This window comes from Microbacterium sp. CGR2 (assembly GCF_003626735.1).
Lineage (GTDB): Bacteria > Actinomycetota > Actinomycetes > Actinomycetales > Microbacteriaceae > Microbacterium.
In genome coordinates, this window is sequence record NZ_RBHX01000001.1 from 2,348,553 (window position 1) to 2,372,838 (window position 24,286).

The window sequence follows — 24,286 nt, forward strand, 5'->3', positions numbered from 1 at the left end:
GATAGCCCTCCAGGGTATGCACGGAGGACCGTGCTTTAGACTGATGACATCGTGGCGGTCCTCGTCGCCACTGCCGATTGAGTGGGCCTGTGACTGATACCCGAGATCTTTTCGCCGCCGTCCCGCGTTCCGAGTTCGACACCCCCGGTAAGAGCCGCGGGCTGATCGATGTCGTGCGCTGGCGCTACCTGCTGAACCTGCTGGTGCGCACGGGCGTGACCACGCGTTACCGCAACTCCGTGCTCGGGTGGACCTGGTCATACGTGCGGCCAGCCGCCCAATTCCTCGTCTTCTGGGTTGTCCTGGGGATCTTCATGGACCTCGATCGGGGGTTGCCGAACTACGCGGTGTACCTCTTCTCGGGCATCGTCGTCATCAACCTCTTCTCCGAGGGGTTCAAGAACGCCACGTCCTCGATCGTCGGCAATGCTCCGCTGGTGCGCAAGGTGTTCCTCCCTCGACAGCTTTTCGCCGTCTCCTCGGTGATCGTCGCCTTCGTGCATTTCCTCCCGCAGGTCGGGCTCCTGCTGGTCGTGTGTCTGCTGATGGGGTGGGTCGCGCATGTGTCGATCTTCTCGGTGCTCGCGATCTTCGCCGGAATGATCATCGTGATGATCTTCAGCCTCGGCCTCGGCCTTTTCTTCGGCGCCGTGAACGTGCGTTTCCGCGACGCCGAGAACATCGTCGAATTGCTGCTGCTCCTGGCGACCTGGGCCTCTCCGGTGCTGTACGCCTGGACGCAGGTGCAAGACGCGATCGTCGACCGACTCGGGTGGCCGGAGTGGATCGTCGAGTTGTACCTGCTGAATCCGATCACTCAGGGTGTGGAGCTCTTCCACTACGCATTCTGGCGTCCCGCCACGGAAGGAATGGTCTCGGCGTCGAGCTACGTCGGCGAACTCATGATCCCCGTTCCGCCGGGCTTGGCCTGGAACACGCTGTGGACGTTCCTCATCGCGCTGGCCACGCTGTTGTTCGGTCAATTCGTCTTCCGACGTCTCGAGGGAAGGTTCGCGCAAGACCTATGAGCGCTCAGACGGCAACAAGACCCAGCATCATCATCGACGGCGTGCGCAAACGTTTCACGCTGAACCATGCCTTCTCGCTGAAGGACACGGTCGTCTCCTGGATCAAGCGACGAAAGCTGACGAGTGAATTCGAAGCGCTCAAGGGCATCGACGTGGCGATCGGTGAAGGCGAGTCCGTCGCGATCCTCGGGTTCAACGGTTCAGGGAAGTCCACACTTCTGAAGCTCATCTCCGGCGTCATGGAACCGGACGACGGTGTGGTGCTCACACGGGGCCGGGTTGCCGGCCTCATCGAAGTCGGCGCCGGGTTCCACCCCGAGCTCTCCGGACGCGAGAACGTCTTCCTCAACGCCGCCATTCTGGGTATGAAGAAGCACGAGATCGAAGCCCGCTACGACGAGATCGTCGCGTTCAGCGAGATCGAACAGTTCATCGACCAGGAGGTCAAGCACTACTCCTCCGGGATGTTCATGAGGCTGGCTTTCTCCGTCGCGATCCACGTGGAACTCGACGTCCTCCTCGTCGACGAGATCCTCTCCGTGGGCGATGTGCCCTTCCGTGAGAAGTGCCGCCTGAAGTTCGAGGAACTCATCTCGCAGGGAAAGACCCTCGTCGTGGTCAGCCACGACATGGAGATGGTGCGCGAACTGTGCACGCGAGGCATCGTGCTCAACAAGGGCGAGGTCGTCTATGACGGTGAGGTCGAGGGCGCCATCGCTCTGGTGGACGCATGAGCGAATGGCTCGGGCAGGTGCCGGCCCTGTTGCTCGCCCTGTCTCTCCTGGTTCTTCCCGGACTGCCGGTCGCGCTGTGTCTGCGCGGGGTGCGCCCCATCGCGCGCCTCGGAGTGGCGATCGCCGTCTCCCTCGGCGTGATCGCGACCGCTGCGCTCGCCGGACCACTGATGGGAATGCGCTGGGGGCTTCTCCCTGTCGCCGTCGTGACGGTCGTCGTCTGGGCCATCGCCGGAGGACTGCGATTCTTCGACCGGCGACACACCCCGCGTGAGGTCGCTCCGTCGGCCGCACAGGGCGCAGGGGCGTGGGCCGCGGTGGCCGTGGCCTTCGTCGGCTGGGGAATCATCGTCGCCTACGGCATCGGCGGCCCCGGCGACCCGTCTCAGCTGTACGACGGTCTTTTCCACCTCAATGCCGTGGAGTTCATCGCGAAGACCGGAGACGCGTCTCCGCTGCACATGACGATGGTGTACCCCACCCAGGAGATCTCGTTCTACCCCACGCTCTGGCACGCGTTCGTCGCCCTGATCGTGCCCGCGGCCGGCAGCGTGGTGGCGGCGACGAATGTCACCACGCTGGCCGTCATCGCACTGATCTGGCCCGTCGCACTCGCATCTCTGGCAGCCGTGGCGTTCCCACGGCACCCGGGTGCGGCCATCTGGGCCCCGCTGGTGAGCTTCGGCTTCGTGGTCTTCCCTCTGGGGTTCCTCAACTGGGGCGTGCTGTATCCCGGTCTTCTGGGAACGGTGCTCGTTCCGATCCTCTTGGCGTCGGTGCTGGTGGCGTTCGCTCCCGGTCAGTCGTGGGCGGCGCGCACCTTGCGGATCCTCGTCGCACTTGCTGCGGCGGGCGCGACGGCGCTCGGTCATCCCTCGGCTCTGCTGGGTGCGGTCGCGCTTCTCGTGCCGTATCTGCTCTGGCGGGCCTGGCGTACCGCACGCGCCGGAAGCACTGTGATCCGCGTGGTCGTGGGCATCGTCGTACTGGGCGGCCTGGCGGCGCTCGTCGTCGTGTGGATCGAAGCGAACGTCACGACTCACGAGTGGCGCCCGACGCAGAGTCTGGCTCAGGCGTTCGGCGAAGTCGCGTTCCTCAGCCCGGTCGGTCGCGCTGCCGGCATCCTGCTCGGACCGCTGGCGGCGATCGGGATCTGGAGACTGGTCAAGGACCGCACCTGGTGGATCCTTGCCTCCTACTCGGTGAGCATCCTCCTGTTCCTGGCCTCGACGTGGCTTCCCTTCCTGTCGATCCGCAGCTTCTTCGTCGGCGTCTGGTACGACGACACGACCCGCGTGGGGGCGTTGCTCGCCATCTGGGGCCTCCCGCTCGCGGCACTCGGCGCGAGCATCGTGGCGCAGTGGCTTCTGGAATCATGGCGTTCGGGGCGCCGGGTTCGGGCGGTCGCCGTGGTCGCGCTCGTCGCGGTCGCCGCAGCCACCCATCTCCTCGCGGTGCGCGATGAGGTTCGATACATGCGCTGGGTGAGTTTCGAGTTCGGCGAGACGTCCCAAGGGCTGTCGCCCGATGAGGCGGCGTTGTTCCAGCAGATCGACGCTGAGCTGCCGGAAGACGGTCTCGTCATCGGTGATCCGCTGACCGGCGCGGGGCTCCTGTACGCGTACACAGGGCACGACGTCGTGTTTCCCCATGTCACGGGACGGTACGGCGCCGATGCCGCGCTCCTTGCGCGATATCTGGCCGACGGCGGTCCGGAGGTGTGCGCGGCGGCGGAACGGCTCGGTGTGACGCACGCGTTCGATTTCGGCGACACGGTGCTCTTCGAGAACCACTACACGACGTACGACGGACTGCATGACCTCGACGACTCACCGATCCTGACCGAGGTTGCCCAGGTGGGGGATGCGGTGCTCTACGAGCTCACGGGCTGTGAGTAGGGCGATTCTCGTTCTCTGACGCCTCGAGCAAGGCGATCTTTCGGGCGAGGAGCGTCAGCTGCCGCTGCAGAGCGATGTTTCGCCGGTACTGGGAGTAGACGAACGCCAGGAACATCACGATCAGCGCGTACAGCACGAGGTCTGTTCCGCGGCCGACGCCGACGAGGCTCGCCAGCCAGCTCAGCCACTGCGGGAACAACACCGAGAGTACGGCGGCGACCACAAACAGGCCCATCAGAAGTCGTCGAATGGCGAGGTGACTGTCTGCGCCGGTGCGGCGCATCATGAACACGGCCAGGATGACGATCGCGGTGATCAACAGGAACTGGATCCACATGGTCAGCGCACCACCAGATCGACGAGGATGTTGACTGAATTGAGCACGCTTTGACCCTTCGCCTTCGAGTAGTCGGTGTAGAGGAGTTCGACCGGGTACTCCTTCCACGGGAGATCCGTACGGCCGAGCTCGAGCACGATCTCGGTGGCGTGGGCCATCCGGTCCTGACGAAGATCGATGGCCTCGGCGGCATCGCGCCGGATCACTCGCAGACCGTTGTGCGCGTCGGTGAGTTTGAGGCTGGTCGTGAGGTTGGTGACCCACACGGCGGTCTTGAGGATGACCTTCTTGATCCAACCGGGGTTCGTGCGGTCGTCGAGGAATCGAGACCCGAACACGATGGCCACGTCGTCGCGGCGGGCGAGTTGCAGCATCCCGAGTGCGTCTTCGATGCGATGCTGCCCGTCGGCGTCGAACGTGACGATGTACTCGCACTCCGGGTGGGAGAGAGCGAAGGCGAAACCGGTCTGAAGAGCGGCGCCCTGGCCGAGGTTCACCGGGTGCTGCACCAGATGGGCACCGGCTGCCGCGGCTTCGCGTGCGGATCCGTCGGTGGAGCCGTCGTCGACACAGACGATGTGCGCGAAATGCGGCTTCAGACTTTCGACCACACCGCCGATGACGCTCGCCTCGTTGTAGAGGGGGATGACGACCCAGGCGCTGCGGTCGGGGGAGGAAGGCGCGGGGACGCTCATGGACATGGTTCTATTGTGTCAGGTGTCGGTTCGGACGCCGGTCAATCGAGCAGCAGGGGCACGATGCCGAGGAGAAGACGCGTCGTCATCGCGACGAGGTTGTACGCGCCAGAGGTGACAGCGGCCAGCTTCCGGATGGATGCTCTCGCCCGCGCACTGGCACAGGACTCGGATGTCACGGTGCTCACCAGCCGCCCACCCCGCGGTTCCGCGATCGAGGATCCGCCGGCAATCACCGTGCGTCGCGCTCCGGTCCTCCGTGATCGTTCCGGAGCGATCCGGGGCTATGTGCAGTATCTGTCGTTCGATATTCCGTTGTTCTTCCGGCTGCTCCTCCACCGGGCGGATGTGATCATCGCCGAAGCGCCTCCGACCACGGGAGCGGTCGCTGCGGTGGTGTCGACCATCACACGACGCCCGCTGGTCTACTACCCCGGCGACGTCTGGACGGACGCCGTCGCGTCGATGGCCGCGCCACGCGCGGTCGTCGCTGTGATGCGTGCGATCGAGAGCTTCGTGCTCTGGCGGGCCGCCGGAGCGGTCGCCGTGTCGAGCGAGGTCGCCGAGCGCCTCGGCGCCATCGGCGGTCGGCCGGATCGTGTGACGACGGTCGGCAACGGCATCGATACCGACGTGTTCTCCCCGGATGTGCCGGCGGCCGCGACGGACCGGCCGTACTTCGTCTACACCGGCACGATGTCGGAATGGCAGCAACCGGACGTGTTCATCCGCGCTCTTGCGGATATCGCCGACCCCGAGGTGGAGATCCGGTTCTTCGGTCAGGGCGCCGTGGAATCCGAGTTGCGGGCGCTGGCCGAGCAGCTCGTGCCAGGGCGCGTCCATTTCGGCGGCCTTGTGGGGCCGGCAGAGTCGGCCTCCTGGATTCGCGGGTCCGTGGCTGCCCTCGTCAGCATCGTCCCGGGTATCGGCTACGACTTCGCTCGACCGACGAAGACGTATGCGGCGGCGGCCGTCGGCACGCCGGTGCTCTTCGCCGGTGCGGATACCGGGGGACAGGTCGTGCGCGGCGGAGACCTGGGCGAGGCAGTGGGGTTCGACGCGCACGAGGTCGGCGCAGCGATGCGGCGTTTGCTCGCGGCGTGGGCCGACGGTTCAACCGAGCGCACGCGTCCTGACCGCGTCGCATGGGCGGTCGGCAACGCCTCGTTGCGCACAGTGGGGGAGCGGGCTGCCGAAGTCGTTCGCGGCGCGCATCGAGGTTCGCGCCGCGGCGGCCAGTAGAATCTCGTCAGTGCTGCCTCTCCCGGGCGGCGTGCTAGGAGCCCCCCTTGACTGAAACCTCCCGTGTGCGGATCGTCGATTCCGCCGACGTTTCTCCCGACGCCGTGATCGGTGCCGGTTCATCGATCTGGCACCTCGCGCAGGTGCGCGAGGGCGTCCGGATGGGTGAGAACTGCATCGTCGGGCGCGGCGCCTACGTCGGCACCGGTGTCGAGATGGGCGACAACTGCAAAGTACAGAACTACGCTCTCGTCTACGAGCCCGCAAAGCTCGGTGACGGTGTGTTCATCGGTCCGGCCGTCGTCCTCACCAATGACACCTACCCCCGCGCGATAAACCCCGACGGATCGATCAAGAGTGCCCACGACTGGGAACCGGTCGGGGTGACGATCGAGCGCGGCGCATCGATCGGCGCGCGCGCCACGTGCGTCGCCCCCGTGACGATCGGCGCCTGGGCCACGGTCGCTGCCGGGGCGGTCGTCGTCAAGGACGTCCCCTCGTACGCGCTCGTGGTCGGCGTGCCTGCCCGGCGCATCGGCTGGGTGGGGGAGGCCGGTGTCCCTTTGGCACCAGGTGAAACCGCAGACATCTGGGTCTGCCCGTCCACGGGCACCCGGTACATCGAAGCAGCAGGCATTTTGAGCAAGGAGACCGTGTGAGCGATTTCATTCCCCCCGCGAAGCCCATCATCGGCGACGACGAGCGCGAGGCCGTCGACCGCGTCCTGCGCAGTGGCATGGTCGCCCAAGGCCCTGAAGTGGCGGCGTTCGAACAGGAGTTCTCGGCGCATTTCGTCCCGGGTCGCCCGTCGGTCGCGGTGAACTCCGGCACGGCCGGTCTGCATCTCGGGCTGCTCGCTGCCGGTGTGGGCGCCGGCGACGAGGTCATCGTGCCGTCGTTCACATTCGCAGCGACCGGAAACTCCGTCGCGCTGACCGGAGCGACTCCGGTCTTCGTCGACATCGAGCCCGAGACCTTCACCCTCGACCCCGACGCTGTGGCGGCAGCGATCACACCCAAGACCAAGGGCATCCTGCCGGTGCACCTCTACGGTCACCCCGGTCGCATGCGCGAGCTCGAGGCGCTCGCCGCCGAGCGCGACGTCGCCCTTTACGAGGACGCCGCACAGGCTCATGGCGCATCGCTCGACGGACGCCCGGTGGGCTCCTTCGGCGAGTTCGCGATGTTCAGCCTGTACCCGACGAAGAACATGACCAGCGGCGAGGGCGGCATGGTCACGACAGCGACGGATGAGATCGCCCGTCAGGTGAAGCTGCTTCGCAATCAGGGCATGGAACGGCAGTATGAGAACGAGATCATCGGCTTCAATGCCCGTATGACCGACATCCACGCCGCCATCGGCCGCGTGCAGCTGACCAAGGTCGACGGCTGGACCGCCACCCGGCAGTCCAACGCGGCGTTCCTCGACGCGAACCTCGAGGGCGTCGTCGTCCCGCCCGTTGCCGACGGCGCTGTGCACGTCTATCACCAGTACACGATTCGAGTGCCCGAAGATCGCGATGGCTTCGTCGCCGCGCTGAAGAACGAGTACAACGTCGGAGCCGGGGTCTACTACCCGATCCCGAACCACCGTCTGCCCTCGCTCGCGCACTTCGCCCCCGGACTGGATCTGCCGGAGACCGAGCGCGCCGCGCGCGAGGTCGCGTCGCTGCCCGTGCACCCTTCGCTCAGCCAGGACGACCTCGAACGCATCGTCGCCGCGGTCAACGCCCTCTCGAAGGCAGGCGTCTGATGGTCCTGCGCGCCGGCCTGCTCGGCGTGGGGATGATGGGGCGCCACCATGCGCGAGTGCTTCGCGAGATCGAGGGAGTCGAACTCGTCGCGATCGCCGACCCGGGCGGGGACCCGCACGGGGTCGCCGGAGACCTCCGGATCCTTCCCGACATCGAGGCCTTGATCGCCGCCGGCATCGATATCGCCGTCGTCGCGGTCCCCACCAGGTTCCACGAGGATGCTGCGCTCAAGCTCGCGGCTGCCGGTGTGCACACCTTGGTCGAGAAGCCGATAGCGCACACGGTCGATGCCGGGCAGCGCATGGTGGACGCCTTCGCCTCCGCGGGTCTGGTCGGAGCGGTCGGGCACATCGAGCGTTTCAACCCGGCTGTGCAGGAGATGCGGCGCCGGATCGAAGCGGGGGACCTCGGCGCGGTGTACCAGGTCGTCACTCGTCGTCAGGGTCCGTTCCCGTCGCGAATCGCCGACGTGGGCGTCGCGAAGGACCTCGCGTCCCACGACGTCGACCTCACCGCTTGGGTCGTGCAGAGCGACTACGAGCGTGTGTTCGCCCAGACGGCTTTCAAGAGCGGCCGAGAGCACGAAGACATGATCACGATCACCGGACGCACCGAATCCGGGGTCATCGTGAACAACATCGTCAACTGGCTCAGCCCCATGAAGGAGCGCCTCACCGTGGTCACGGGAGAGAAGGGCGCATTCGTCGCCGATACCTCCACGGGCGACCTGACGTTCTATGCCAATGGCACGATCCCCCTCGAGTGGGAGTCCGTGTCGTCGTTCCGCGGGGTCTCTGAAGGAGACGTCACGCGCTATGCGTTCGCCAAGCGTGAACCGCTGCGCGTCGAGCACGAGGCCTTCCGCGATGCTGTGCTCGGTCAGCAGACCGACGTCGTCACCATGGAACAGGGCCAGCGGACGCTCGTCGTCGTCGAGGCAGCTCTCGAATCGGCTCTCACCGGACACTCGATCACACTATGAGTCGCCCGTTGGGTGCGGATACGACCCGGGCGGGCGCAGACACGACGAACAGGGCCGAGGCGCCGCGCACCGCACTGGTGCTGTCCTACTCCGACATTGCGTCCGATCCGCGGGTGCGCCGCGAAATCGACTGGCTGGTCGACGACGGATGGGTGGTCGACACACTCGGACTGGGCGAGCATCCCACGGATGAAGTGCGCGACCACTTCGCACTGGCGGATCCGCTGGCCTGGACCCGGGGGCGTGTCGGTGCGTTGCTCGTGCATCTGCTGCTTCCGGCGCGGATGCGCTTCAGAGCGCTGATGACCGCCCGGGTACCGCGCGTGCTCCGAGAGCGAGTGCGCAGCGGACACTACGATCTGGTCGTCTTCAACGAGCTCGAGTTCGCGCCATGGGTGGACGATTCCCGCGACTTCACGCCGGAGGCAGGTCGGGGGCTGCGCCATCTCGACCTGCACGAGTACCACAACCCGGACGTCCGCCGTCAGAACCTCGGCGGGAAGATCACCGGGCCGCAGTACCGATGGACGCGATCGCACATCGGATCGGCAGGCTTCACCAGCAGAACGGTCGTGAACACTCCGATCGGGCGCTTGTATGCGGACGAATTCGGCATCGCTGTGCCTGCAGAGGTCCGCAACGCACCGCCGTACGTGAGCGACCTGGAGCCCAGTGCGGTGGATGCCGACGACATCCGTCTCCTCTTCCACGGGTTGCCCAGTTGGTCGCGAGGCTTCACCGAGATCCTCGCGGCGATGCGGGAGTTGCCACCGCGTTTCTCCATGACCTTCATGTTGACGTCGAATCCGGCTGTCCACGCCCACCTGCGCAGCGAGTTGGAAACGCATCCCGCCCGCGAACGCATCCGGATCGTGCCGCCGGCGCCGATGCGCGAGATCGCTCAGCGGATCAACGAGTACGACGTCGAGATCGTGTTCTACCGGCCGAAGGGCATCAATCTGCAGTACGCCATGCCGAACAAATTCTTCGAAGCGGCGCAGGGGCGCCTTGCCCTGGTCGTCGGCGAGACCGAGACCATGGCGCCTATCGTGCGGCAGTACGGCCATGGTGTCGTCGTGCCCGAGTTCACCGCCGAGTCGCTGCGTGACACTCTCGCCGGTCTCGATGCAGAACGCGTGAGAGAGATGAAAGAGAAGGCGGCCGAGGCCGCGGCTGCGATGAACTCCGAAACCGAAGGTCGCGCCTTCCTCGCGGCGATCAAAGCGTCAGCGCGTGAATCAGAAGGTCGATGATGAAGGCCACCTGGGGTCTCTACCGTGAAGTACTGAGTGTTCTGCCGCGCAGCGCCGCACGATTCCTCGCTTATTACGCCGCCATCATGGGTGTCCTCGCTTTGATGGACGGTCTCGCGCTCGGCCTGCTCGCCGTCGTGATCGCGCCGCTCGTCAGCAACGCGCCGTTGGTCCTTCCGATCGTGGGAAGGCTGGAGGGCCCCGCCATCCTCTGGCCGCTTGGCCTTGTCTGCCTGTTGATCGTCGTCAAAGGCGTCCTCACCCTCACTCTTCAGTGGTTCGCAACGCGACGCTTCGCCCGATACGAGCTCGAACTCGGCGCTCGGGTCTTCGACGGATACATCCGCGCGCCCTGGGTGGAGCGTCTGCGCCGGAACTCCTCCGATCTTGTTCGGATCACCGACGCGAGCGTGAGCACCACCATTTCGGGATTCGTGCTGCCGGGAGCGTCTCTGATCGGGGAGTTCCTGAGCTTCTTCTCGCTCATTCTGGTGCTCGCCATCGCGCAACCGTTCGTCGGAGTGGTGACGCTTGTTTATCTCGGCGTCATCGCGCTCCTGCTGCAGCTGCAGATCTCTCGTCGATCCAAGCGAGCGGGGCTGGTCGCTCTCCGATACTCCCTGCGCTCCTCGCGGCTGATCACCGAGATGATCGGCGCGCTCAAAGAGGTCACTTTGCGCGGCAGCGCGACCGAGGTGGCGGGCGTCGTTCGCGAGAACCGCTCATTCGCGACACGAGCGCGGGCAAACTCGCAATTCCTCGCCCAAGTGCCGCGGCACATCATGGACATGGCGTTGATCGGCGGAATCGTTCTCGTCGGCGCGGCCGGGTTCATCGCAGGAGGAGACGTACAGGGCGCGATCGCGTCGATCGCTCTGTTCGGTCTGGCGGGGTTCCGACTCGCCCCGTCGCTGGTGCGCTTCCAGGGGGTGCTTCAGCAGCTCAACGTCTCGACGCCGCATGCGCAGGCGGTACTCAGCGAAGTTCGCAACTCGGATCGGTACATGGAGGCTGCGGGCACGGGAGACACCGCCTCCCTTCCGGAGGAGCCGAAGGTCCTCCGCTTCGACGACGTCAGTTTCCGGTACAGCCCGGAGGCGGATGATGCGGTGCGCGGAGTCAACCTCGAGATCCCCTTCGGCTCTCAGGTCGCGTTCGTCGGTGCGTCCGGAGCGGGGAAGTCGACCATGGTCGATCTGCTCCTCGGGCTGATCGAACCGACCAGCGGCTCCATCACCGTGGACGGGATTCCTCTCAGCGACGTCGTCAACGCCTGGCGATCGCAGATCTCGTACGTCCCCCAGGAGGTCTCGCTCTTCGATTCGACGGTGGGACAGAACGTGGCGCTGAGTTGGCGGGCGGATTTCGATCGTGATCGTGTGCGCTCCGCGCTCGACCAGGCCCAGCTGCTGCCGCTCATCGATGCACGAGACGGTGGCATCGACGGTCGCATCGGCGAGCGTGGGCTTGCCCTCTCCGGTGGGCAACGCCAGCGGCTGGGAATCGCTCGCGCTCTCTACACCGTGCCGCAGGTCCTCGTCATGGACGAGGCCACGAGCGCACTCGACACCGCGACCGAGGCAGCTGTGACCACTGCCATTGAAGCGCTGCGAGGTCGGGTGACCACCATCACGGTCGCCCATCGACTGTCGACGATCCGTCATGCAGATCGGATCTTCTTCATGCGCGACGGCCACGTCGCCGCTTCGGGGACCTTCGACGAGGTCGTCGCGGACGAATCCGAGTTCGCCATCCAGGCCGCGCTCGCGGGCCTCGTGGCCTCCGAAAGTCCTCCGCACGCGGAGGGGGAAGAAGAAAGAGAGCTCTTGCGACCCGAGGACGACGTCAATGGCTGAAGCTGAGATCATCATCGGCGTCCACAGCGCGACGCGGCCGGTGGAGCGCGCTGTCGCTTCGCTGCTCAGGAACACTCGGGAGGTGAGGGTGACCGTCATCGCCCACAATCTGGCGCCGGAGGCGATCCTCACCCGACTCGGCGACCTCGCGAAGGACTCTCGCGTGCGCGTGCTCCCGCTGGCTGATGGGGTGCGCTCGCCTGCCAACGCGTTCAACTTCGGTCTGGACAACGCCGTTGCCGGTTACGTCGGGCTCCTGGGGTCCGATGATGAGCTCGCCGACGGTGCACTCGATGCATGGCTCACCCTGGCAGAGCGCCACGATGCCGATGTCGTGATCGCTCCGATCCGCCGGGTGGAGTCAGGGGCGGTCCCTTCTCCCCGGGTGCGCCCCGGTCGAACGCACCATCTCGACGGCGATCGCGATCGACTCTTCGAGCGCACTGCGCCGCTGGGGCTGTGGCGGCGTGAGAAGTTCGACTCGTTGCGATTCACGGAGGGGCTGCCGCGAGGCGTCGATCAGTCATTCGGCCTGCACCTCTGGTTCGGCGCTGCGTCGATCGTTTTCGACCCCGCCTCGCCGCCCTACCTCGAGCACGACGACCAAGGCGATCGCGTCACCAAAGTCGTCGGTCCTGCTGCTGACGACCTTGCTTATCTCGATGCGATCGAGAGCGATCCTGTCTTCACGCGGATGTCGGCGGATGCGAAGCGAGCGGTCGCCGCGAAGATCCTCCGGGTGCACGTGATCGCTTCCATTCAGACTCACATCCGCGCGGAAGGGCTCGCCGCCGCGGACCGAGCGACGTTCGCCGCGGTCTGGAAGCGACTGGACGGATGGGCCCCGGGCGTGGGCGGCATCCTCGCGGTGCGCGACGTGCGGGTTCTTCGAGAAGCGGTGAAGTCCACGGCGACCGAGGCGTCGCTCCGGGCGGCAGTGGGGGATCGGAGCCGTTTCCTGACATTCGATGCGCTCATGCCCGCCAACCCGTTGCGGGTGCTGCACCGACATGCACCTTTTCGGTCGCTGTTCGGCGGGCGTCGTGTCGCCAAGACGGTCAACGCGGTCGTACGCTGAGCACGGCAGCTGCCGCCCGAGCTATCAGCTGTCCCAGTCGCGGAAGTTCAGGCTCATCTTCGCGACGCTGGTCTGACTGACCCCGCCCTGTGGGCTGCGCGCATCAACGAAGAGGTGATTGCCGGCCCAAGACAGGGCCGAGAGCGGATACCTCGCTCGCGCTGCCCGAATGGCGTCAGAGAATCGTGTCCTCGACCTGGTGCGCCCGCAGACGATCGACCGCTTCCACCCAGGTCCCGACCTGATGCTCAGCGGACATCTCGCCGGCCGCGGCATGCGCCGCTGTCTTCCACGCGGCGACGGTTTCTGGTGTGAGGTCATCGAGGACATCGGCGACGTCGCGCGCGGCGAACCCTTCGGTCACCGCGCCGAATCCGTGGCGCTCGGTCATGCCAGCCATCGCCGCCGTTGGGCCGACGATCACTCCGAGCCGGGCCTGGACGAAGTCGAAGAACTTGTTCGGGAGCGCCAGACGATGGTTCGTCGAGGTCGCAGGGAGGATGTGGATGCCGACGTCGTGCTGAGCAAGCGTTTCGATGAGCGCGTCATGCGGGACAGCATCCAGGACCTGCACATTCGGAAGCTGCGCGGCGCGTGCGCGGAGCTGCTCGATGTAGGCACGATCATTCGGCATCAGGTGAAGGGTGAGCGCAACGTCGGCGCGGCTGAGGGCGACGCCCTCGATCATGGTCTCGAGGTGGCGCCCCGCCAGGGCGGCCCCGGTGTGAACGAGGCGGATGGGCGAGCCGACCGGCTGCACATCCCGATCCTGGAGATGCGACGCGTTCGTGACGACCTGCGGATCGAGTCCGAACGCCCGATACCGTTCGGCGATCTCCGCAGCGACAGTCGTCGTCGAGGCGGCAGGCTTCGCGAACCGACGGACCAGCCAGCCGTTGAAGGGGCCGCGGTATGCGGCCCATTTCGGGTTGTCGTCGTGCAGCCCGGGAAAGAACTCGTGGAGGTCGACATGGACCTTGTCCGGGGCGACGATGTCGTAGGCCAGAGGTGCGGCATCGATGTCGTTCGCGAGGACGATGTCGGTGTCCACTCCGCGCAATGCCCGTCGGGCCGCCCGGTGCGACGGCGAGGTCGCGTGAAGGAGACGATACGCCCGGAGGCGCAGCAAGATCGATTCCACCTGCAGCCGTCGCTTCCGAGACGCTCCGCTCAGTGGTTGCGGGAGGACGATGTGTTTGCTGACACCGGCAGGAGCAGCCCCCCACCCGGCGGTGATGACCTCGTACGTGTCGGTGAACGCGCTGATCTGGCGCTGCAGGCGTGCGTCGCTGGCGAGGTTGGAGAAGGAGATGATCAGGAGTTTCGTCATCGACGAGCCTTTCGGTGGATGTCGATCGCGCGCTCGTAGGCGTGCTCGTAGCCGGCGAGGACGGCCGCAGCGGAAAACCGCCCGCGGAGCGTCGCGGCCACCGACTCGGGGTCGAGGCGGTCGAGATGCTGTCGGATGTCGACGACTGCGTCCGCGTACGCCTCAGGGGTGCGTGCGTCGACCAGACGTCCGTTGTCGTCGGTGATGTAGTCGCGCTGGCCGCCGCGCGATCCGATCACGACTGGCCGTCCGTGCGAGATCGCCTCAAGCGCGCTCAAGCACAAGGTCTCGCCCCGGGTGGGCAGGAGGAAGACATCGGCGGCGTTCAGCGCTGTCGTGACCCCCGTACTGTCCAGGGCGCCGTGAAGCGTGATCCCGTCGTCATCCTCGGTCAGACTCTCGATCTGCGGTCGCAACGGACCGTCGCCGACCCAGTCCAGCGTCGTCTTCACTCCTCGGCGGCGGAGTTCCTCCACTGTGCGGACGGCGAGCATCGGATCCTTGCCGTCGCTGAGCTGTCCCACCGAGACAAGTCGCAATGTCGCAGGGTCCTGGCCGGTTCGGCCGGCGGGGGCCGCGTCGGCGACGACCGAGGGCACGACCATCGTCGGTCCTGAGCGGAACCGCTTCACCTGGGAGAGGAGATGATTGCTCACCGCGGTGACGATCTCCGGCCGGCGGAGGATCGGTCCGGTCAATCGGAGAACGAGCCGCCCTCTGGGCGTCAAGGAGTCTGGATCGCCGATTCCGGACCAGTGCTCGGAATGCACCCAGGGCTTGCGCACGCGGTGGCCGAGGAACGGTGGAAGCGCACGGAACGCGTGCGTGTGCACGACGTCGAAGCCGGGAATGAGGTCGCGGATACGCCGCCACGCGGCGATGAGATCGGTCGGACGGCTCGGCGACATGGGCACGCGGTGCACCGGGTACGCAGAGCGGGAATCTGCCGCGAGGTCGGCCTCGGAGAGGAGCGAGGGATCGACGAGGTGCACGAGTTCGACGTCGTGGTCAGTACTGATGAGTTCGGTGTCCCGCCGGACGAACACGCCGGCGACGGGCGAGCCGATGGTGGGGTACCAGGGCGTGATGACGAGGATGCGCACTTCCCAACGCTACCAATCGAACACCGTGCGCCTCCACGCACGGGTGATCATCGAACGCGGTCGTAGATCGTCGTCAGGGCGGCAGCCACGGTGGTGGAAGTGAAGCGGTGAGCGACCGTCGCCGCGATCTCCGACGAGCCGACGCCGACCGTCGCGTTCGCCAGGTCTTGGATGGCGTCGGCGTAGGCGACGCCCGTCTGCACGGTCACGAAGCGACTCACCGACGGTTCGGCGTAGTCGACCGCACCGGTTGCGGCACCGCTGACGACCGGACGCCCGTGCACGAGAGCTTCGGCCGCCACGACGCAGAAGTTGTCGCCCTGGGTGGGCAGGATGAACATGTTCGCATCATTCAGCTCGCGCGCCACCCCCGCGTCATCGAGGGCTCCTGTGAGCCGCACGCGTTCCGAGATGCCTCGGTCGTTCGCTTCGCTGAGCATCTGTGCGCTGAGGGGTCCTTCCCCGACCCACGTGAGAGTCGTGTCCAGCCCGCGCGAGACGAGCTCGGCGACCGCAGCGACGGCGAGAAGCGGACCCTTTCGAGGGATGATGCCACCGACGCCGACGAGATGGATGCCGTCAGGTCTGCGCGGCTCCATGGCATCCGGGGTGTCGACGACGCAGGGCACCACATCGGTGCCGGTCCTGCGGAACCGCCGCATCGCTGTCGCCAACCGCGTACTCTCCGCAACGACCGCGTCCGGCGCGGACAAGCGGCGTCCGAGAACGGCGAGAGCGCCGCGTTCGCCGAGGCCGAGGGTCTCGGGTGCGCTGATGCCGGACCAGTGCTCGGAATGCACCCACGGGCGGTCGCCTCCCGGACGTCCGAACGGCCAGGGCAGGAGGACGGTCAGCGCGTGGGTGTGGACGACGTCATGATCACGGGCGGCATCTGCGACGGCGCGGCGTGCCCGATGGTACGCGCGGGGGTCGGTACGCCCGAGGCTCTCGTGCCGGTAGTCGTGGCCGGGATGCGCCTCGGCAGCCAGGGGGACGCCGCGCTGCCAGTCGAGGTGCAGCACGGTGACGTCGTGGACGGCCGAGAGCGCTTCGACTTCTCGGCGGACGAACACTCCTGAGACCGGCGCGTTCGTGGTCGGGAACCACGGGGTCACCACGAGAATGCGCATCGGTCCAGAGTATCGCCGATGCGGATGCCGGAGCGGGCCGCGGTCGCGATCTAGACTGTGTCCGTGAAGATCGTCAGTGTCGTGGGCGCGCGCCCACAGTTCGTCAAGCTCGCCCCCATCCACAAGGCTGCGCTCGCGGCCGGCGTCGAGCACGTCATCGTCCACACCGGACAGCACTACGACCCCATGCTGTCGGACGTCTTCTTCGAAGACCTCGGAATCGGCGCTCCCGACGTCCACCTCGGCGTCGGCAGCGGGTCGCACGGTGTGCAGACTGGTGCGATGCTCGCTGCGCTCGACGCGGTGTTCGACGAACACCGCCCGGACTGGGTGCTGGTGTACGGCGACACGAACTCGACGGTGGCCGCCGCCCTCAGCGCGGTCAAGATGCACATCCCGGTCGCGCACCTCGAGGCAGGCCTGCGCAGCTTCAACCGACGGATGCCGGAGGAACACAACCGGGTGATGACCGATCACGCCGCCGATCTGCTCCTCGCCCCGACGCAGGTCGCTGTCGATCACCTCGCCGACGAGGGCCTCGCAGCTCGCACCGTTCTCGTCGGCGACGTGATGACGGACGTGCTGTTCGAGGTTCGCGATGAGGTCGGCTCGCGACCCTCGCCGTTGCTGGCCGAATTGGGCCTGGAACCCGGCGGCTACTACGTGGCGACGATCCACCGCGCGGAGAACACGGACGATCCCGACCGCCTGGCCGAGGTCGCGGCTGCTCTCGCGGATCTGGACAAGCCGGTCGTGCTCCTCGCGCACCCTCGGGTGGTCGCGAAAGCCGCCGCGCACGGAATCACGCTCACGCAGGGATCACTCATCGCGCACCAGTCGCTCGCCTACGCCGAGCTCATCGCCGCCGCACTCTCCAGCGCAGGTGTCGTCACCGACTCGGGTGGCCTGCAGAAGGAGGCCTTCCTGCTGCGCGTCCCGTGCACGACGGTACGCACCGAGACCGAGTGGGTCGAGACGATCGAGCTCGGCTGGAACGTCCTCGCGAACTCCTCCGAGGAAATCGCCGCCGGCGTGACCCGCCCTCGGCCGATCGACACGGACGTGGCGCCGTATGGTGACGGTCATGCTGCCGACCGTGTCGTCGCAGAGCTTGTGCGAGCGGCCGGCGGCGCTGGCGTCGCGTGACGACGGAGACCTCCGCGCGCACCGCCGCAGCGACCGGCCGCGCATTCCGGGCGGACATTCAGGGTCTCCGCGCGATCGCGGTCGGACTCGTCCTCCTGTACCACGCCGGCGTTCCCCTGATCACGGGCGGGTACGTCGGAGTGGACGTCTTCTTCGTGATCTCAGGGTTCCTCATCTCCACGCACTTGCTGGAGTCGCTGCAGAGGGACGGTCGCATCCGGTTCGCGGACTTCTATGCGCGCCGCATCCGCCGCATTCTTCCGGCGTCGTTGACCGTCGCCGTCCTCACCGTCATCGCGGCCGTCATCTTCTACCCGCCCCTCGCGCTCGAGCGGGTTCTCCGGGACGGGCTGGCCACCATCCTCTATGTCCCCAACTTCTGGTTCGCCATCCAGAACACCGACTACCTGGCTGACCATTCGCCATCGCCTTTCCAGCACTATTGGTCGCTCGGGGTCGAAGAGCAGTTCTACCTTCTCTGGCCGGTGGTTCTCTTCCTCATCTTCCTCGCGACCAGGCGGCGGCCGCGCCTCCTGCTGGCCGCGGTGAGCGTGATTGCCCTCGCCAGTCTGGTCGCGGGCGTGATGCTCACTCCCGTCGATCAGCCGAGCGCGTTCTTCCTGCTGCCGACGAGAGCATGGGAGCTCCTCTTCGGCGCAATCGTCGGCGCGATCCTGCTGCAAGGCTCGCGGCCGCCGGGACGGGTCGCCGCGGTGGCGGGCTGGGTCGGACTGCTGATGATTCTGGGAAGCGCGCTGTTGTTCAACGATTCGACCGCCTTCCCCGGTGTCGCGGCGGTTCTTCCGACGCTCGGAACCGCGCTGGTCATCTTCGCCGGAGCCTCTGACACCCGCATGGGGCCGACGAGTGCCCTCTCGCTCCCACCGCTGCAGTTCATCGGACTCATCTCATATTCGCTCTACCTGGTGCACTGGCCCTTGCTCGTCGTCACCCAGGCGGCCGTGGGAGAGCAGAATCCGTTGCCGGCGTGGATGCGCGTGCTCTTCGGGATCGTGATCGCCATCGTTCTCGCCTGGGTGCTGTTCCGTTGCGTCGAGATGCCGTTGCGCGCTCCGCGGATGCTCGTGCAACGGCGTCCGCGCTCCACCCTGCTCGCGGCGCTCGGCGTCACGGTGGTGCTCGCGGTCGGGGTCGGCGCGGCAGTGAACTGGTCCGCTGATCGGCTCACGGGAAGCGGCGATGTGGTGACCGAGTCCGCGGACTATCCCACCTCGCCGCCGAATCCGACCGCCTTCGTGCCGAGCAACATGACGCCCGCGCTGCAGGACGTCGATGACGATCTCGCGCCGGTGTTCACCGACGGGTGCCAGCTCGACCCCAAGAGCGAAGCCGTTCAGGACTGCGAGTACGCGGATGCGTCCGGAGACACCCGGATCGTGCTGTTCGGAGATTCGCATTCCGCGCAGTGGTTCCCCGCGGTGGAGGAGTTCGCGCGTGACCGGCCAGGGACATCGCTGCGCACCTACACGAAATCGTCATGTTCGGCTGCGGCAGCGACCGTGCTCGTGAAGGGCGTGCCCTACTCCTCGTGCGACCGGTGGCGGAGCAAGGTCGTCGAACACCTCCTCGCAGACCCGCCCGACCTCGTCGTCATCTCCAACTACGCTCACTACGTCCTGGCTGACAGCCCGGATGGTTCTCAGCGGCTTCCCCTGTGGGGCGAAGGGCTCCGCGCCACCGTGCAGCAGCTGCGCGACGCCGGGAGCGAGGTGCTGCTGATCGCGGATTCTCCGCGCCTGCGCGCGGCGCCTGACAGCTGTGTCTCGACGGACGTCATGGATGCGGCGCGTTGCGACGAACAGCGCGAATGGGCGATCGACGCCGAGCTCGCCGCAGTCGAGCGTGATGTCGCAGCGGAGACGGACGCTGAGTACGTCGACTTCACCGAGTTCATCTGCACTGATGCCACGTGCCCCGTGATCATCGATGATCTGTTCGTGTATCGCGACGTGAACCACATGACATCGACGTTCGTGTCGTATCTCGCTCCCGCCCTCGAGCCGACTCTCGCGTCCCTCCTCGACGTCGACCCAGCTACGGCCCCATAGACTGGATCCCATGCGTATCGCCGTCGTGGCCCTTGGAAAAATCGGGCTCCCTCTTGCCGTCCAGTTCGCCTCTTCCGGTCACGACGTCATCGGTGTCGACGTCAACCAGAAGGCCGTCGATTCCATCAACGCCGCCAAGGAACCCTTCCCGGGTGAGGCCGAACTCCAGCAGCGCCTCGAAGAGCTGATCCCCTCGGGCCGCCTGCGGGCGACGACGGACTACGCCGAGGCGATCCCCGGTGCGGATGCCGTCGTGCTGGTCGCACCCGTCTTCGTCAACGACGAGACGTGGGAGCCGGACTTCAAGTACATGGACTCCGCGACGAAGTCGCTCGCCGAGCATCTCACCCCCGGCACGCTGGTGTCCTACGAGACCACGCTGCCGGTCGGCACCACGCGGTCGCGCTGGAAGCCGATGCTCGAAGAGGGGTCGGGCCTGACCGAGGGCACGGACTTCTTCCTGGCCTACTCCCCGGAGCGTGTACTGACCGGTCGCGTGTTCGCCGACCTCCGCAAGTACCCGAAGCTCATCGGCGCTCTCTCCGACGAGGGCAACCGCCGCGCACGCGAGTTCTACGAGGCGGTGCTGCAGTTCGACGAGCGTCCCGACCTGCCCCGCCCGAACGGTGTGTGGGACCTCGGCACCACCGAGGCCTCCGAGATGGCGAAGCTCGCAGAGACGACCTACCGCGACGTGAACATCGGCCTGGCGAACCAGTTCGGTCTGTTCGCGGCGTCGCACGGCATCGACGTCTACAAGGTGATCGAAGCCTGCAACTCGCAGCCGTACAGCCACATCCACCGTCCAGGCATCGCTGTCGGCGGCCACTGCATCCCGGTCTACCCGCGGTTGTACCTGTCGACCGACCCCGATGCCGACATCGTGCGTGTCGCCCGTCAGCTCAACGCCTCGATGCCCGAGCGGCTCGTCGCCCAGGCCGAGGGGATCCTCGGCGACCTGAGCGGTCAGCGCGCCGTCGTGCTCGGCGCCGCGTACCGCGGGGGAGTGAAGGAGACGGCGTTCTCCGGCGTCTTCCCGACCGTGAAGGCGCTCGAGGACCGCGGGGCGAAGGTCGTCGTCCACGACCCGCTGTACACCGATGAAGAACTGCGTGGCCTCGGCTTCGAGCCTTACGCGATCGGTGGCGAGGTCGACCTCGCCGTCCTGCAGACCGACCACTCCGACTACCGGGAGCTCACTCCCGCCCAGCTGCCCGGTATCAAGCTCCTCGTCGACGGACGCAACGCCTCGGATGCCGCGCTGTGGTCCGGCACGCCCCGCATCGTCGTCGGAACGGCCGCCTGATGGATCTTCTCGTCGTCGGGTCGGGTTTCTTCGGCCTCACCATCGCAGAGCGCGCCGCCGAGGCAGGGCGCAAGGTCACCGTCATCGATCGCCGCCATCACATCGGCGGCAACGCCTACAGCGAGGCCGAACCCGAGACCGGGATCGAGGTGCACCGCTACGGCGCGCACCTGTTCCACACCTCGAATGCCACGGTGTGGGAGTACGTCAACCGCTTCACGACCTTCACCAACTACGTGCACCGCGTGTACACGACCCACAAGGGCACCGTGTTCCCGATGCCGGTGAACCTCGGCACGATCAACCAGTTCTTCAACGCCGCGTACACCCCGGATCAGGCTCGCGCGCTTGTGAAGGAGCAGGCCGGCGAGTTCGACGTCAAGTCCGCCGCCAACTTCGAAGAGAAGGGCATCGCCCTCGTGGGGCGCCCGCTGTTCGAGGCCTTCTTCCGGGACTACACCGCGAAGCAGTGGCAGACCGACCCGCAGAAGCTGTCCGGTGACATCATCAGCCGACTTCCCGTTCGCTACACCTACGACAACCGCTACTTCAACGACACCTGGGAGGGTCTGCCGACCGACGGCTACACGGCGTGGCTGGAGCGGATGGCGGATCACCCGAACATCGAGGTCAAGCTGAACGTCGACTACTTCGACGAGGCTCAGCCGCTCAGCAAGAAGGCGACCGTCGGACAGGTGCCGGTCGTCTACACCGGTCCCGTCGACCGATACTTCGACTACGCCGAAGGCGCCCTCAGCTGGCGCACTCTGGACTTCGAGCAGGAGGTCCTGAACATCGGTGACTTCCAGGGCACCACGGTCATGAACTACCCGGACATGGATGTGCCGTACACCCGCATCCACGAATTCAAGCACTTCCACCCCGAGCGCAAGGAAGTCTTCGAGTCGGACAAGACGGTCATCATGCGCGAGTTCTCGCGCTTCGCCAACCGCGAGGACGAACCGTACTATCCCGTGAACACTCCCAGCGACCGCGAAGGCCTGCTGGCGTACCGCGAGTTGGCGAAGGGCGAGAAGGACGTGCACTTCGGGGGGAGACTGGGGACTTACCAGTACCTCGACATGCACATGGCCATCGGCTCGGCGCTGTCGCTGTGGAACAACACTCTCTCCTAGACTCGACATCGTGAGTCACGCTGCTGTCGGGGCGCCCGGGACGCCCCGGCGCTATCTGCATTCGTTGTGGCTGCTGTCCGCCCGCGACCTGAAGGTCCGCTACGCGACCAGCCTCCTCGGCTACGTGTGGTCGGTCCTCGATCCGCTCGTGATGAGCGCGATCTACTGGTTCGTCTTCACCCAGGTGTTCACACGCAGCGTGGGCGAAGACCCGTACATCGTCTTCCTCATCGTCGCGCTCCTGCCGTGGGTCTGGTTCAACACGTCGGTCTCCGATTTCACGCGGGCCTTCAAGCGGGATGCTCGACTCGTGCGCTCCACCGCGATCCCGCGCTCGATCTGGGTGAACCGCATCGTCCTGAGCAAGGGCATCGAGTTCCTCTTCTCGATGCCCGTGCTCGTGCTGTTCGCGGTCTTCAGCGGTGCCGAGGTCAACTGGATGCTGCTCTGGTTCCCGGTCGCGATCCTTCTGCAGATCATGCTTCTCGTCGGGCTCGGACTCCTCGTGGCGCCGCTGTGTGTGCTCTATGCCGACCTCGAACGCACGACGGCGCTCATCCTGCGCGCGCTCTTCTACGCATCGCCGGTGATCTACAGCTTCCGCGACCTACCTGCACCGTTCGACACGCTCGGCGCGTTCAACCCGCTGGCCGGCATCTTCACGCTCTACCGGGTCGGCTTCTTCCCCGACCTGTGGGAGCCGGTGCCGATCCTGATCTCCGTGGTCATGTGCGTCGGCATCCTCGCCCTGGGCACGTGGACCTTCGGACGCCTCGAACGCCCCGTGTTGAAGGAGCTGTGATGTCTGCAGCAATCGAAGTACAAGGACTCGGCGTCCGGTTCCGCCGCAACAGGCGCGGCCGCCGGAGCTTCAAGGATCTGTTCGCCGGAGCGTCGCGGCGCTCCCGGCCCGGCGAGTTCTGGGCGCTTCGAGACGTGTCCTTCACCGTCCAGCCGGGTGAGTCGATCGGCGTGGTCGGCCGCAACGGGCAGGGGAAGTCGACGCTGCTGCGCCTCGTCGCCGGAGTGCTGCTCCCGGATGAGGGCGGCGTGACGGTCAACGGCGGGGTGGCACCGCTGATCGAGATCACCGGGGGTTTCGTCGGCGACCTGACCGTGCGCGAGAACGTGCGACTCACGGCAGGTCTGCACGGCATGTCGCGGGACGAGGTCTCCCGACGCTACGACGGGATCATCGCCTTCGCCGAGCTCGTCGGATTCGAGGACACGCCCTACAAGCACCTCTCCAACGGGATGAAAGTGCGTCTGGCCTTCTCCGTGGTCTCGCAGCTCGATGAGCCGATCCTGCTCGTCGACGAGGTTCTCGCTGTCGGCGACAAGGCATTCCGCGAGAAGTGCTACAAGCGCATCGACGAGCTCCTCGCCGAGGGCCGGACGCTCTTCTTCGTGAGTCACAACGAGCGTGACCTGCGCCGGTTCTGCACGCGCGGACTGTACCTCGACAAGGGTGCGCTGGCGCTCGATGCGCCCATCGCCGAGGTGCTCGACAGATACAACGCCGACCACACCGTGTAGCCGGATCAGAGGCGCCACCGCGTCAGTGGCGCAACCGCATCGGCGGTGTACCGGGGGCGGAGGTGCTACGGCCTCGGAGTCAGAGGCCGACCAGGCTCTTCAGGGTCTGCGCGGATGCCCGCGCCGCATCCACGGCGGCGGCGACACCCGAGTCGCCCTCGATGGCTGACCTGAGGTCCGTCAGGCGTTGCGCGTACGCGGTCACGCCGTCGCTCCAATCCTGCTGGATGGAGGCCGGCGGTGGTGTGTCGGAGAGTCGCTGCGCATCATCCTGCAGCGTCTCCACGACCGGCAGAGCGTCCTGACCGCTGGCGCCGGAGACGATGTCCAGCCCGCGAGTCGCCGAGCTGAGCCAACCGCTCACCTTGTCGCGGAACACCTCCACCGTCGGGTCGGCCACCGGCGGTGCCGTCGTGATCGGTGTCTCCGTCGGCTCCGGTGCGGTGGAAGGGCTCGAGGAGGGCGAGGGCGTGCCACTCGCCGTGGCGGCAGGCGTGGGAGACCCGCTGGTTCCCGGGTCGGGAGACTCGCCGCGGGGGAGGAGGAAGAACAGCAGAGCCCCGACGATCACGAGAGCCGCGACCACGAGCCCGACGATCAGCCAGATCCGCCCCTTTCGTTTCGGCGGCGCAGGCAGGGGAGCCCATCGCAGTTCGGGCTGCTGCTCATCCAT

The 24,286-nt window shown here is 66.5% G+C and carries 22 protein-coding genes; 16 read left to right on the forward strand and 6 right to left on the reverse strand.

Going from position 1 to position 24,286, the window contains the following annotated elements:
• The first annotated feature begins 89 nt into the window (after positions 1-89).
• The 3 genes from D7252_RS11750 to D7252_RS11760 are packed head-to-tail and all read left to right on the forward strand — an operon-like array spanning position 90 to position 3,660.
• Entirely contained in the window at positions 90-1,028 is a 939-nt protein-coding gene (locus D7252_RS11750) for an ABC transporter permease (RefSeq protein WP_120775555.1), read from the forward strand.
• Positions 1,025-1,762, forward strand: coding sequence for an ABC transporter ATP-binding protein (locus D7252_RS11755; RefSeq protein ID WP_120775556.1), 738 nt, complete (start codon positions 1,025-1,027; stop codon positions 1,760-1,762). Before D7252_RS11750 ends, D7252_RS11755 begins: the two co-directional genes overlap by 4 nt.
• Positions 1,759-3,660 carry a DUF6541 family protein gene (locus D7252_RS11760; protein ID WP_120775557.1) on the forward strand — a complete coding sequence of 634 codons (1,902 nt, stop codon included), beginning with the start codon at positions 1,759-1,761 and terminating at the stop codon, positions 3,658-3,660. The genes D7252_RS11755 and D7252_RS11760 overlap by 4 nt, the downstream gene beginning before the upstream one ends.
• On the opposite strand, the gene D7252_RS11765 is transcribed toward D7252_RS11760, so the two are convergent.
• The gene (locus D7252_RS11765) at positions 3,644-3,997 is read right to left on the reverse strand and encodes a DUF2304 domain-containing protein (protein WP_120775558.1); all 354 of its coding nucleotides are present in this window, start codon (positions 3,995-3,997) and stop codon (positions 3,644-3,646) included. The two genes, D7252_RS11760 and D7252_RS11765, sit on opposite strands and share 17 nt — an antisense overlap.
• A gap of 2 nt (positions 3,998-3,999) precedes the next feature.
• Positions 4,000-4,698 carry a glycosyltransferase family 2 protein gene (locus D7252_RS11770; protein ID WP_251050711.1) on the reverse strand — a complete coding sequence of 233 codons (699 nt, stop codon included), beginning with the start codon at positions 4,696-4,698 and terminating at the stop codon, positions 4,000-4,002.
• A 108-nt stretch (positions 4,699-4,806) separates the two neighbouring features.
• Here D7252_RS11770 and D7252_RS11775 point away from each other — a divergent pair, with 108 nt between their 5' ends.
• Genes D7252_RS11775 through D7252_RS11805 form a run of 7 tightly spaced genes read left to right on the forward strand, consistent with a single transcriptional unit; the run spans position 4,807 to position 12,857 of the window.
• Positions 4,807-5,934 carry a glycosyltransferase gene (locus D7252_RS11775; RefSeq protein WP_259461095.1) on the forward strand — a complete coding sequence of 376 codons (1,128 nt, stop codon included), beginning with the start codon at positions 4,807-4,809 and terminating at the stop codon, positions 5,932-5,934.
• 47 nt (positions 5,935-5,981) lie between these two features.
• On the forward strand, positions 5,982-6,593 hold the full coding sequence (locus tag D7252_RS11780) for an acyltransferase (RefSeq protein WP_251050712.1): 612 nt from the start codon (positions 5,982-5,984) through the stop codon (positions 6,591-6,593).
• Positions 6,590-7,687, forward strand: a complete 1,098-nt coding sequence (locus D7252_RS11785) for a DegT/DnrJ/EryC1/StrS aminotransferase family protein (RefSeq protein WP_120775561.1) — start codon at positions 6,590-6,592, stop codon at positions 7,685-7,687. The genes D7252_RS11780 and D7252_RS11785 overlap by 4 nt, the downstream gene beginning before the upstream one ends.
• Positions 7,684-8,670: a Gfo/Idh/MocA family protein gene (locus tag D7252_RS11790; protein WP_183055396.1), complete on the forward strand. Its 987-nt coding sequence runs from the start codon at positions 7,684-7,686 to the stop codon at positions 8,668-8,670. Before D7252_RS11785 ends, D7252_RS11790 begins: the two co-directional genes overlap by 4 nt.
• Positions 8,667-9,923 carry a glycosyltransferase gene (locus tag D7252_RS11795; protein WP_120775563.1) on the forward strand — a complete coding sequence of 419 codons (1,257 nt, stop codon included), beginning with the start codon at positions 8,667-8,669 and terminating at the stop codon, positions 9,921-9,923. The genes D7252_RS11790 and D7252_RS11795 overlap by 4 nt, the downstream gene beginning before the upstream one ends.
• Positions 9,920-11,779, forward strand: a complete 1,860-nt coding sequence (locus tag D7252_RS11800; RefSeq protein ID WP_251050713.1) for an ABC transporter ATP-binding protein — start codon at positions 9,920-9,922, stop codon at positions 11,777-11,779. The genes D7252_RS11795 and D7252_RS11800 overlap by 4 nt, the downstream gene beginning before the upstream one ends.
• On the forward strand, positions 11,772-12,857 hold the full coding sequence (locus D7252_RS11805) for a glycosyltransferase (protein WP_120775565.1): 1,086 nt from the start codon (positions 11,772-11,774) through the stop codon (positions 12,855-12,857). Before D7252_RS11800 ends, D7252_RS11805 begins: the two co-directional genes overlap by 8 nt.
• Positions 12,858-13,032: 175 nt before the next feature.
• On the opposite strand, the gene D7252_RS11810 is transcribed toward D7252_RS11805, so the two are convergent.
• Genes D7252_RS11810 through D7252_RS11820 form a run of 3 tightly spaced genes read right to left on the reverse strand, consistent with a single transcriptional unit; the run spans position 13,033 to position 16,420 of the window.
• Entirely contained in the window at positions 13,033-14,187 is a 1,155-nt protein-coding gene (locus D7252_RS11810; RefSeq protein WP_120775566.1) for a glycosyltransferase family 1 protein, read from the reverse strand.
• On the reverse strand, positions 14,184-15,290 hold the full coding sequence (locus D7252_RS11815) for a glycosyltransferase (protein WP_120775567.1): 1,107 nt from the start codon (positions 15,288-15,290) through the stop codon (positions 14,184-14,186). The genes D7252_RS11810 and D7252_RS11815 overlap by 4 nt, the downstream gene beginning before the upstream one ends.
• Positions 15,291-15,337: 47 nt before the next feature.
• Positions 15,338-16,420 carry a glycosyltransferase family 4 protein gene (locus D7252_RS11820; protein WP_120775568.1) on the reverse strand — a complete coding sequence of 361 codons (1,083 nt, stop codon included), beginning with the start codon at positions 16,418-16,420 and terminating at the stop codon, positions 15,338-15,340.
• A gap of 63 nt (positions 16,421-16,483) precedes the next feature.
• Between D7252_RS11820 and wecB the strand changes: the two genes are divergently transcribed.
• The 6 genes from wecB to D7252_RS11850 are packed head-to-tail and all read left to right on the forward strand — an operon-like array spanning position 16,484 to position 23,613.
• The gene (gene wecB / locus D7252_RS11825) at positions 16,484-17,566 is read left to right on the forward strand and encodes a non-hydrolyzing UDP-N-acetylglucosamine 2-epimerase (protein ID WP_120776942.1); all 1,083 of its coding nucleotides are present in this window, start codon (positions 16,484-16,486) and stop codon (positions 17,564-17,566) included.
• Positions 17,563-19,635 carry an acyltransferase family protein gene (locus D7252_RS11830; protein ID WP_120775569.1) on the forward strand — a complete coding sequence of 691 codons (2,073 nt, stop codon included), beginning with the start codon at positions 17,563-17,565 and terminating at the stop codon, positions 19,633-19,635. Before wecB ends, D7252_RS11830 begins: the two co-directional genes overlap by 4 nt.
• A gap of 10 nt (positions 19,636-19,645) precedes the next feature.
• Positions 19,646-20,941 (forward strand): nucleotide sugar dehydrogenase, encoded by a 1,296-nt coding sequence (locus D7252_RS11835; protein WP_120775570.1) that lies wholly within the window; start codon positions 19,646-19,648, stop codon positions 20,939-20,941.
• On the forward strand, positions 20,941-22,077 hold the full coding sequence (glf, locus tag D7252_RS11840; protein ID WP_120775571.1) for a UDP-galactopyranose mutase: 1,137 nt from the start codon (positions 20,941-20,943) through the stop codon (positions 22,075-22,077). The genes D7252_RS11835 and glf overlap by 1 nt, the downstream gene beginning before the upstream one ends.
• A 10-nt stretch (positions 22,078-22,087) precedes the next feature.
• Positions 22,088-22,879, forward strand: coding sequence for an ABC transporter permease (locus D7252_RS11845; RefSeq protein WP_120775572.1), 792 nt, complete (start codon positions 22,088-22,090; stop codon positions 22,877-22,879).
• On the forward strand, positions 22,879-23,613 hold the full coding sequence (locus D7252_RS11850) for an ABC transporter ATP-binding protein (RefSeq protein ID WP_120775573.1): 735 nt from the start codon (positions 22,879-22,881) through the stop codon (positions 23,611-23,613). Before D7252_RS11845 ends, D7252_RS11850 begins: the two co-directional genes overlap by 1 nt.
• Positions 23,614-23,692: 79 nt before the next feature.
• Here the strand turns inward: D7252_RS11850 and D7252_RS11855 are convergent, their stop codons facing one another.
• Positions 23,693-24,286: a hypothetical protein gene (locus tag D7252_RS11855; RefSeq protein WP_120775574.1), complete on the reverse strand. Its 594-nt coding sequence runs from the start codon at positions 24,284-24,286 to the stop codon at positions 23,693-23,695.